The following is a 9,784-nucleotide window of genomic DNA, read 5'->3' as shown; positions in this document are numbered from 1 at the left end:
AGAGGCGGACTGGGCGGACGTTTGCTGCTTGGTGGAAGCGTTGGCGCATTTCAAGGATGAAGCCGCGTTCGAGGATGCCGGGGTGACGCGGGGGTCGCCCATGGAGCCGAAGAGGATCGCGTCTGCGCGGCGGAGTTCGGGTTCGATGGCGGGGAAGAGTTCGCCGGTTTCGAGGTAGTGGGTGGCGCCTGCGGCGTAGTGGGTGCGTTGGGTGGTGAAGTCGTAGCGGGTTTCGGCTGCGTCGAGTACTTCGAGGGCGCATGAGGTGACTTCTGGGCCGATGCCGTCGCCGGGGAGGATCGCGATGGTGTGGGAGCGCGTCATTGGGTTCCGATCTGTTGAGGGGTGCTCGCGAATTAACGGAGGCCGGTCAGTTCTGAGTAATGCCGCCGAAGTCCTCGAGCTGTGTGCCTGCAAGGAGTTCAAGACGTCGGCGTTCGAGTGGGGTCAGCCGTGGGCCGTAGGCGTCAAGCAATGACTCCCGGGCAATGGCAGCGGCGTCATGCCCGCGCCCCGCAGATATCGCGCTATAGAGAGCGAGGTGCTTCTCAATAAAGAGGTCCCGCATTGCCGGTCCTTCAGCCTCATCATCGGAGACGGTCTCATGCAGCAGGTCAATGACTGCGGTTTCGATGACACTGTTGATCATTCGCATGAGCGAGTTCCCCGATGCCTCTTGAATTGCACTGTGGAAGGCAACATCGGCGAGAGCGAATCGCTCTGGAACGTCTCGATACTTCTCCATGTCCTGGATTGCGTCGCGCATCGCTTCGAGATGCTCATCTTGGCGGGAGTGGGCAGCGAGAAAGTTGCCAGTTGAACCGATCATCATTCGATACTCGACGAGGTCAACAAGGGGCACGCTGTGGAGTCGGAGCGCCCCGTTGAGCAGCCGCGACATGCTGCTTGCCATCGAATCAGTGACCTCGACGCCCTTCCGATTACCCGGGCTTGTTCTGACCATCCCGAGGCTTTCCAGGATGCGTAGGGCCTCCCGAACACTTGACCTGCCAACTTGAAACTGCTCTACAAGCGCGCGCTCCGAGGGCAGGTAGTCACCGACTTTGTATGTGCCATCAAGGATCGCTGACTCGATTTGGCGCACGATTGCCTCGAAAGCTCGGTCATGTTTGATCGGGTTAAACGCAGCTTCAGGCATTGTGTGCTCCACATTTCTTCCAGGCATCAAGATCTCATCGGAAATTCTTTGATTCGGCAGCTCATCTTGACCTCGACCGTAGTCATACGTCAAGATCTATTCAATCAACCTAGCATCTGGTCAGACCAGTAGTTAGGTTCGGATTGCTGAACTCGGAGGAAAAACATGGACGTTGCCCCCGCAACCCGAACGGCTGACGCCGCTATTCGGGCGTTGAGCGACCCGGCACTGACTCTGCACCAGGTGAGTGTCGATTACGGACGAACTCGGGTACTGCACGGGGTCGACCTTGCTGTTTCCCCGGGAGAGCTCATTGCTTTGCTCGGTCCGAGCGGATCCGGGAAGACAACGGTCATTCGTACGGTCGCGGGTTTTATCGTGCCATCAGAGGGCGTGATCAGGTTGCATGGCTCCGACCTGGACGGGCGGGCAGTCTACAAGCGCCAGATAGGCATGGTGTTTCAGTCCTACGCGCTCTTCCCCCACATGTCCGTGCGCGACAACATTGCGTTCCCCTTAAGAATCCAACGCAAATCCGCGAATCACACCCGCGCCCGTGTCGATGAACTCATCGACCTCGTGCAGCTCAACGGACACGCAGACAAACGCCCTTCGGGCCTTTCGGGTGGCCAGCAGCAACGCGTTGCCCTTGCACGCGCGCTCGCCATGGATCCCGAACTGTTGCTACTCGACGAGCCGCTCTCGAACTTGGACGCCAATCTGCGCAAGCAGGTCGGTGAAGAAATCCGGCGGCTACAACTTCAGACTGGCACGACCACAATCATGGTCACGCACGACCGGCAGGAGGCCTTTGGCATGGCTGATCGGATCGCGGTGCTCCAGGGTGGCCGGATCGAGCAGCTCGACACCCCGAGCGCAATCTACCGGCGCCCATCGAGCCTGTTCATGGCGACATTTGCCGGCGACGGCAACCTGTTCCCTGTGACACAGGCGAACTCCACCGGTGGTCACACTGTCGTGGAAACCTCCGTGGGCGCTTTCGAGTCGATCATGCAGATCGAAGACCCACGAACGGTGCTTGTACGCCCTGAAGACGTTCAAATTGTCGAACGCTTCGCGGGAATTGAGAGTCGTGTACGTTCAACGTTCTACTACGGGGCAACGCTGGAAGTGGAACTCGAAATTGGCGAATCCACGGTGCACGCCACGACCGCCGGGACGCGCGCCGACCAGATATCGGCGGGGGACGTCGTGGGGATTCGTGTTGCGCCTCAAGACGTCATCTTGCTCCCAGGAGAGCCCTCGTGACCACCGCAATGATCGCCGCCCAGACGGGACGCTCGGCTCGAAACGCTGTCAGGCGAACTGGGGCACGTCGATCGACTCTTCTTCTACTCCTGCCACTCGGTGTGATCTTCGTCGTGGGGTTTCTGCTGCCGCTCATCATGCTGCTCAGTTACGCGTTCCAATCGCCTGACGGAGCATTTTCTCTTGGAGCGTTCGCGACAATAATTCAAACACCGCAATACGCGACACTTATCGGGCGCACCCTATTGCTTTCGTTCATAACGGTTCTGTGCTCGGCGCTCATCGGCTACCCCATCGCGCTCGCAATTGTGCGTGGCCCCCGTTCGATTCGCGGACTGCTACTGGCTGTAGTCACGATGCCGATGCTCACCAGCGTGGTTGTGAAGACCTTCGGGTGGTCAGTGATGCTCTCCAGCACCGGCCCGGTACAACAGGCGCTCAATGCGATTGGGCTTGAAGATGTGCGGCTGTTGTTTACTCCCGTTGGCGTAACCATCGGCCTCGTGCACACGTATTTCCCGTTCATGGTGCTCAGTCTCATCACCTCGATCTCCGCGATCGATCGTCGTACTGAGGAAGCGGCGCAGTCGCTCGGGTCTGGCCCGTTGCGGGTGTTCTGGATGATCACGCTCCCACAGAGCCTTGAAGGTCTGCTCGCAGGTGCTGCGCTCACCTTCGTCACGAGCATGAGCGCGCTCGTTACGCCTCAGCTGCTCGGCGGCGGCAAGGTGACCACGATCGTGACGGTCATATTTCAGCAGGCGACGGTCGCGCAGAACTGGTCGCTGGCCGCTGCGCTCGGCGTCGTGCTCCTCATCCTCACTCTGGTGATTCTCTTCCTACAGACAATGGCGGTGCGACGTGTCCTCCAACGCTAATTTTCGTCGGGTCAGGCCCCTCTCAGGAGTGCTGTTCTGGACAGCGGTTGCACTCATCGGCCTCTTTGCCGTAGCACCACTCGTGGTCGTCGCCGCGAGCGCGGTAACTTCGACCGGGTATCTTGTGTTCCCTCCGCAGGGATTCAGTCTCGAGTGGTTTGCGAAGGCTTTCGATAACTCCTCATTCGTCGGGGGCCTCGTCACGAGCTTGATGCTCGGAATCGCTGCGACGATAATCTGCGTCGTGACCGGCACTCTCGCAGCGTATGCGATCGTTCGCATGCCCAATCGCTTCACCGCGATGCTCGAACAGGTCTTCCTATCGCCGCTCATGCTTCCGGCAATTGTGCTGGGGCTCGGGCTGATGATCGTGCTCTCGCTCTCCGGCTGGCGCGGGTACTTTGAGGGCGGGCTTCTCGCTCACGTCATCGTCGCTTCTCCCTTCGTCATTCGATCAGTTCTTGCTGGGTTGAGGCAGCTCGACGGTCGCATGATCGAAGCGGCCCAGTCTCTCGGTGCAGGGCCCGCACGCACGTTCTTCCGCGTGGTGCTTCCGAGTATTGCTCCGAGTATCGTGAGCGGAGCCATATTCGCGTTTGTGATCTCATTTGACGAGGCGGTTGTCACGCTCCTGCTCGTCGGGCCACAATTCGAAACGCTGCCTGTCACGATCTTCACTCATGTGCAGTACTCGAACGACCCGAGCGTTGCCGCGATCTCGACTGTGATCGTGCTGTTCTGTGCGCTGCTCGTCGGTGTCATGACCAAGTTCACAGGGGGCAAAGATGACCGCTGAACGTAAAGCCGTAATTGTCACCGGCTCGTCCTCAGGCATCGGTCGCGCGACGGCGGCTGAACTTGCACGGAGCGGTTGGAACGTGACCGTCCATGGGCTCGATGAAGCGGAGTGTTCTGCAGCATCAGCTGAGGTCATCTCAAACGGGGGCCGTGCGGTTGTAGTTGTCGGAGACATCCGGGAAGCGAGCACGGCGGCGGCCCTCGTAGACGCCACGCTGACGGGCTTCGGTCGCATTGACGGCATTGTGAATAATGCTGGGGTGGGAATGACGAAACCGTTTGGTGAAATCGGTGATGCGGACTGGGAGTCGATTCTCCAGATGCATCTTGTCGGGCCGACCCGAGTACTTCGGAATGCTGAAGCAGAGTTACGGCGGCGCCGAGGCTCTGTGGTGAACGTCTCGAGTCTCGCGAGTCTTCGTGCGCTGAGCGGGCGTTCGGGCTATGGCGCGGCGAAAGCCGCGGTCGACGGGCTCACCCGACAGCTCGCTGCTGAGTGGGCCGAGCACGGGGTCCGTGTGAACTCAATAGCCCCCGGCACAATTCTTACCCCCTTGGTTGAGCGAAACTTCGAGCTCGGGCTCCTCGACCGCGAGCGTGTACTCGAGCGGACTCCTCTCGGGCGGCTTGGAGCGCCCTCAGAAATCGCACGGGTTGCACGTTTCCTCCTCAGCGATGACGCCTCATATATCACTGGTCAAACCATCAACGTCGACGGCGGATGGAGTATTTGGGGAGGCTGGAAATGAGCGGTTTGAGCGCAACAGAGACGAGAACTCTCATCGTCGAGCGCAACATCTCCGCGCACGAGGTGCTTGATGAAGCGCTGGCGAGGCTGGCTGCTGTCGAACCGTCAGTGAATGCCTTCATCACGGTCGACGAGGCACACGCCCGCGCCCAGGTCGACGCACTCGAGGATCGGCTCGGGAAGGGGGAGAAGCCAGGCGCTCTCTGGGGAGTTCCGTTCTCTGTGAAGGACACCTACGACACCGCTGATGTTCGCACTACGTACGGTTCACGCGTCTTCGCCGACCATCTGCCTGCCGAAGACGCGGAGCTGGTCGCCCGGGCTCGCGCGGCTGGCGGAATTCTTATCGGGAAGACGAACACCCCAGAGTTCGCTATCCACGTGCGCACGGTCAATGATCTCGGCCCTGAGACACGCAACCCTTGGGATCTGGACCGCACGAGTGGTGGGTCGAGCGGTGGTGCTGCGGCAAGTGTGGGGGCTGGTGTCACCCCAATCGCAATTGGTAGCGATGGCGGTGGTTCCGTCCGCATTCCCGCGGCCCTGTGCGGAGCTGTAGGGCTCATGCCTTCGCGTGGCGCGATACCGAGGGGCGGCGGCCGGATCGGGACCCGTCGATTTTCTTCAGCAGGACCGATCGCGCTCGACGCGCTCGACGCTGCCGCACTGTACTCGGCAATGGCGGGACCATCATCCCGAGACGGTCTCACGCGGGGGCTCTTTCCAACGGGACTTCCGGGCTCACAATCGCTGATTGCGAAGCCACGGATGAGATGGGTCGGCGAAAGCGGGGTGTCCGGGGCTGAGCCAGACGTAGTCGCTGCGGCAGCCGAAGCGGCGCGAACCTTTGCGCGTGAGACCGGTGGCAGCGTGTCTGCGAGTTCGACTGGAATGCGCGCTGACGAGTTCAACTCCGGGTTCTATCGGATGATGCAGTCTGACCGATACTCGACAGGTGGCCGGGAGCTTCTCGAAGACACGTACACCGCCTCGCTTCTCACCGACTATGCGCGACATCAGTTTGAGGGCGCGGCCAAGCTCACTCCCGACCTCTACTCCGCGGCCATCGACGTCCAGCTCGCAGCCATAGACCACCTTGCAACGTTGCTCGACGGAGTCGACGTTGTCGCAACACCAACTCTCGGCTTCATTGCGCCGGAAATCCGCGAGGGCGGACTCGAGCTGCCGGAGGACGCAAGACGCGGATTTGTGTCGTTTACCTTCTTGATGAACTTCACGGGCCTCCCCGCCGTCACCGTGCCGTGTGGCCTCGTGCGCGGGATGCCGGTTGGTCTTCAGCTCATTGGGAGACAAGGAACTGAAATCATGCTGCTCGATCTCGCCGCCCGCTTCCAAAAACGTGTCTATCGGTTGCCTCCCTCGCCGATGGAGACACTTGCGTTGGGCAACCACCAAGAAAGGACTCGTCCATGACGACCCCTGTGCTGCTAACTTTTGACCTCGACGCCGAGCAGCTCTGGAGCGCACGCGACCCAGAGAGCGCGAACAAACCCGTGTGGTTGTCGCAAGGTACGTATGGCCCAAACGTAGGGCTTCCGCGGATACTGAGGCTGCTCGGGCGCTACGACATCCCGGTGACATTTTTCATCCCCGGCATGGTCATCGAGAATCATCCGCGAGCGATCGAGTCGATCCTCGAGGCAGGGCATGAGATCGAGCACCACAGTCACACACACACGTGGTCGGATGGGTTGGGTGCCGAAGGAGAGCTCGAGGAGTTCGAGCTCGGGTATGAGGCCATCGTTCGGGCGACCGGCCGGAAGCCTCGGGGCTGGCGCTCACCCGCCGGCGAACTCACACCGAACTCGATTGCCTACATGGAACGATTCGGGCTCGACTTCTCCTCGAACCTGTTCGACTCTGACTCGGCGCATCTGCTGGCAGACCGTGACCGCGTGACCGACATTGTCGAACTCCCGTTTGCCTGGGTGCTGGACGACGCGCCCTTCTTCCTCTATAGCAATCGACTGCCAGGCAGGACGATGTCGGCACCATCGGCCGTTGCCGAATCATGGATACGAGAGTGGGACGGAATCAGCACGGAGCCAGGCACTCACTTCATGCTCGCAATGCACCCGCAAGTTATCGGCAGGCACTCGCGGCTCTGGGCGCTTGAGCAGACGCTTACCCACATCATGGAATCCGGAAACGCCGAGTTTTTGCGTTGCTCCGCCTACGCCGACAGGATGCGCCCGTTGCTGCTTGAAGAACGGAACGGACAATCATGACTGGTGTGCTGTCTGACCTCACCGGCAAGGTCGTTGTCGTTACTGGCGGAGCGAGCGGGATTGGGCATGCTGTGGCGAATTCTTGCCTGGCACTGGGTGCAGAGGTCGTCATCGCGGACCTTGCAAGCACACCGCCCGTTGATGTCACCAGTACTGACTCCGTCCGTGCACTTGCTGAGCGCGTAGGTGCTGTGCACGGTCGGTGCGACATTCTGATTGCAGCTGCGGGGGCGGTATTCGCTAGCGCCCCCGACGCGCTTGATGATGCCTCATGGGACCGGCTTTTTGCGGTGAACGTCAAAGGGGTGTGGCGTGTGGTCGATGCGTTGCTCCCGCTCATGCCCAGTGGCGCGTCAATTGTTGCGGTCGCCTCTGGAGCGGGCCTGCGTCCCAGCGCCGAACTCTCCGCCTACGCAGCAACGAAGGGCGCGGTGATTGCCTACACGCGCGCACTCGCTGTCGATCTATCGCCGCGTGGGATCCGAGCAAACTGTGTCGCTCCCGGGATCGTGGACACCCCAATGCACCGTGACGCTCAGCAACTTCGGGGAGCCCAGGTGGCGGCCGCGGCCACGGGGCATGCCCAGTACCTGATCAAGCGTGACGGAACACCAGAGGAACTGGCCGCTGCGATATTGATGCTCGCAACCAACGGGTACATCACCGGCACCACGCTCGCAGTTGATGGTGGGCGCACGATGCACTAGTTCAGGAACCCATTCGAAGAAACCTAGTTCACAAGATAAGAGGAGACCCAATCATGTTTAGTTCACGTACTCGCAATGTCGCGAAGGTCGCGGGCGTCATTGCGCTGTCGGCTCTTGTGCTCACCGGATGCCGTGCCGCTACCGGCGATGATGCCGCCGGCGCGAACTCCGGATCGTTGAGCGTCAATTCCTTTGGAGGAGTTTGGCAGGAGGGCCTTGAGAAGACCGTCGTCACACCCTTTGAATCCGAGAACGGAACGAAAGTCGGGCTCACCACTGCGCTCGGCTCCGAGGCGCTCACCCTCATCCGCGGAGACAGTGCGGTCTTCGACGTCGCATATATGGACCTTGCCATTGTTGAACAGGCTAAGGAAGCCGGTCTTCTGCAAACGATTGACCTTGGCCAAGTGCCCAATGCCGAAGACCTGTACCCGCTTGCCGTCGATGAAGAGAACTACTGGCTCGCCTACATTACTTCGATGAGCGGCATTGCCTACAACACCGATCAAGTGACTGAAGCGCCCACCTCGTGGGAGGACCTCTGGGACGACAAATACGCGGGGCATGTTGCTATCAGCAACGTGGCAGGCACTGTTGGGTATCAGTTCCTCGTCCAAGCCGCGAAGATGAATGGAGGCGACGAAAACAACATTGATCCGGGATTCGAAGCAATTGAGCGGCTCATGCCGAACGTGGTCTCAATTTACAACACTCCCGACGAGATGAGTCGCCTGCTTACGAGTGGCGAGGCCTGGATTGGTCCGTGGTACGCCGACCGAACGGGTGCGCTGAAAGCAAGTGGGGCCCCGGTGGCATTTGTGGAACCAGAAGAGGGAGCGATTGCGGTAATTAGCACGATGGTCATCCCGAAGGACGCCGTCAACGTAGAGGGAGCGCACGATTACATCAATTTCCAGCTTGCTGCCGACGTGAACTCGGAGTTCGTCCAGGCCACGGGCCTCGGCCCGGTAAACGCGCAGTCGGAGCTTCCGCAGTCGTACCTCGACGAGAATTACGTGCCGTACGGGGAGGAGCAGGTCGACAAGCTCCAAGCCTTTGATAGCGCTGCTATTTCGAAGAATCTGAGCGCTTGGATTGACCGCTGGAACACCGAGATCGCTGGCTGATAGTTTGGCGGTCGCAGCCTGTCAGATAAGGTCTGCGGCCGCCGAACTGGCCTCTCCGGTGAGCTCGGTAGACCTTGCCCTACCTGCTTGCGGGGAGTGCTGCGAGGGTGCTGAGGAGGGAGTCGGGGACGAGGCTGGTGTTCGCGCGGCCTTCGCGCACGATGTCGGCGATGCGGGCCCCGAGTTCCGCGGTCGACGCGCCCATTTTTGCGCCTGCGAGCGCGGGGAGTGTGCCGAGGACTTCGACGGTTGCTGCCTCGATGGCTTGGGCGGCTTCGCCTTCGCCGAGGTGGCCGAGCATGAGCGCGAGGGAGAGGATCGCGCCGGACGGGTTTGCCCAGCCCTTGCCTGCGATGTCTGGGGCGGAGCCGTGGATCGCTTCGAACATGCTCGGGGCTGTTCCGTCGAGGTTGAGGTTCGCGCTTGTTGCGACGCCGAGTCCGCCCTGGATGACGGCGCCGAGGTCGGTGATGATGTCGCCGAAGAGGTTGTCGGTGACGACGACGTCGAAGCGTTCGGGGTGAGGGAGGTGGAAGCACATGGCGTCGACGTGGACGTAGTCGGTTTCGACCTCGGGGTAGCGTGCCGCGACGGTTTCGAACACTTCTTGCCAGAGCTGGCCGGCGGCGACGAGGATGTTCGTCTTGTGGCAGAGCGTCACCTTGTTGCGGCGGCCGAGTGCGAGGCGGAAGGAGAAATCGACGACGCGTTCGATGCCGGCGTAGGTGTTCAGGGATTCCTGCATGGCGACGGCGTTCGTGGTGCCTTTGTGGACGGTTGATCCGCCGCCGACGTAGGCGCCCTCGGTGTTTTCGCGGACGATGACGAGGTCGCAGCGTTCGGGGGTGA

Annotated in this window: 11 protein-coding genes; 8 read left to right on the top strand and 3 right to left on the bottom strand. The window is 60.8% G+C overall.

The genetic code is table 11. The features are described from left to right. A partial coding sequence (locus tag SD72_RS16325) for an isocitrate/isopropylmalate family dehydrogenase (RefSeq protein ID WP_042545528.1) occupies positions 1–324 on the bottom strand: 324 nt, incomplete at its 3' end. Positions 325–370: 46 nt separating this feature from the next. Beyond that, positions 371–1,159 carry a FadR/GntR family transcriptional regulator gene (locus SD72_RS16320; protein WP_198142018.1) on the bottom strand — a complete coding sequence of 263 codons (789 nt, stop codon included), beginning with the start codon at positions 1,157–1,159 and terminating at the stop codon, positions 371–373. A 165-nt stretch (positions 1,160–1,324) separates the two neighbouring features. Between SD72_RS16320 and SD72_RS16315 the strand changes: the two genes are divergently transcribed. From SD72_RS16315 to SD72_RS16280, 8 genes are read left to right on the top strand one after another with little or no spacing between them, the layout of a single operon-like run. Further along, positions 1,325–2,428 (top strand): ABC transporter ATP-binding protein, encoded by a 1,104-nt coding sequence (locus SD72_RS16315; protein ID WP_052492780.1) that lies wholly within the window; start codon positions 1,325–1,327, stop codon positions 2,426–2,428. Beyond that, on the top strand, positions 2,425–3,306 hold the full coding sequence (locus tag SD72_RS16310; RefSeq protein ID WP_052492779.1) for an ABC transporter permease: 882 nt from the start codon (positions 2,425–2,427) through the stop codon (positions 3,304–3,306). The genes SD72_RS16315 and SD72_RS16310 overlap by 4 nt, the downstream gene beginning before the upstream one ends. Positions 3,307–3,334: 28 nt before the next feature. Further along, positions 3,335–4,102, top strand: a complete 768-nt coding sequence (locus SD72_RS16305) for an ABC transporter permease (RefSeq protein ID WP_052492778.1) — start codon at positions 3,335–3,337, stop codon at positions 4,100–4,102. Then, the gene (locus tag SD72_RS16300; RefSeq protein ID WP_042545526.1) at positions 4,092–4,853 is read left to right on the top strand and encodes an SDR family NAD(P)-dependent oxidoreductase; all 762 of its coding nucleotides are present in this window, start codon (positions 4,092–4,094) and stop codon (positions 4,851–4,853) included. The genes SD72_RS16305 and SD72_RS16300 overlap by 11 nt, the downstream gene beginning before the upstream one ends. A 5-nt stretch (positions 4,854–4,858) precedes the next feature. Continuing rightward, complete coding sequence (locus SD72_RS17190) at positions 4,859–6,286, top strand: amidase (RefSeq protein WP_198142017.1); 1,428 nt, start codon at positions 4,859–4,861, stop codon at positions 6,284–6,286. Then, entirely contained in the window at positions 6,283–7,101 is an 819-nt protein-coding gene (locus tag SD72_RS16290; protein ID WP_042545525.1) for a polysaccharide deacetylase family protein, read from the top strand. The genes SD72_RS17190 and SD72_RS16290 overlap by 4 nt, the downstream gene beginning before the upstream one ends. Next, positions 7,098–7,808: an SDR family NAD(P)-dependent oxidoreductase gene (locus SD72_RS16285; RefSeq protein WP_042545524.1), complete on the top strand. Its 711-nt coding sequence runs from the start codon at positions 7,098–7,100 to the stop codon at positions 7,806–7,808. The genes SD72_RS16290 and SD72_RS16285 overlap by 4 nt, the downstream gene beginning before the upstream one ends. A gap of 53 nt (positions 7,809–7,861) precedes the next feature. Continuing rightward, positions 7,862–8,935, top strand: coding sequence for an ABC transporter substrate-binding protein (locus SD72_RS16280; protein ID WP_042545523.1), 1,074 nt, complete (start codon positions 7,862–7,864; stop codon positions 8,933–8,935). A gap of 79 nt (positions 8,936–9,014) precedes the next feature. Here SD72_RS16280 and SD72_RS16275 read toward each other — a convergent pair. After that, on the bottom strand, positions 9,015–9,784 hold a 770-nt coding region (locus SD72_RS16275; protein WP_042545522.1), incomplete at its 5' end, for an isocitrate/isopropylmalate family dehydrogenase.

Source organism: Leucobacter komagatae (assembly GCF_000834055.1).
In the GTDB taxonomy this organism is placed as follows: Bacteria; Actinomycetota; Actinomycetes; order Actinomycetales; family Microbacteriaceae; genus Leucobacter; species Leucobacter komagatae_A.
This window is presented reverse-complemented; position numbering and strand designations above follow the sequence as displayed.

Excerpts from the sequence above, each read along its gene's own strand:
- SD72_RS16280 (WP_042545523.1), top strand. The coding sequence starts at position 7,862 with ATGTTTAGTTCACGTACTCGCAATGTCGCGAAGGTCGCGGGCGTCATT.
- SD72_RS16285 (WP_042545524.1), top strand. The coding sequence starts at position 7,098 with ATGACTGGTGTGCTGTCTGACCTCACCGGCAAGGTCGTTGTCGTTACT.
- SD72_RS16320 (WP_198142018.1), bottom strand. The coding sequence starts at position 1,159 with ATGCCTGAAGCTGCGTTTAACCCGATCAAACATGACCGAGCTTTCGAG.
- SD72_RS16290 (WP_042545525.1), top strand. The coding sequence starts at position 6,283 with ATGACGACCCCTGTGCTGCTAACTTTTGACCTCGACGCCGAGCAGCTC.
- SD72_RS16300 (WP_042545526.1), top strand. The coding sequence starts at position 4,092 with ATGACCGCTGAACGTAAAGCCGTAATTGTCACCGGCTCGTCCTCAGGC.
- SD72_RS16315 (WP_052492780.1), top strand. The coding sequence starts at position 1,325 with ATGGACGTTGCCCCCGCAACCCGAACGGCTGACGCCGCTATTCGGGCG.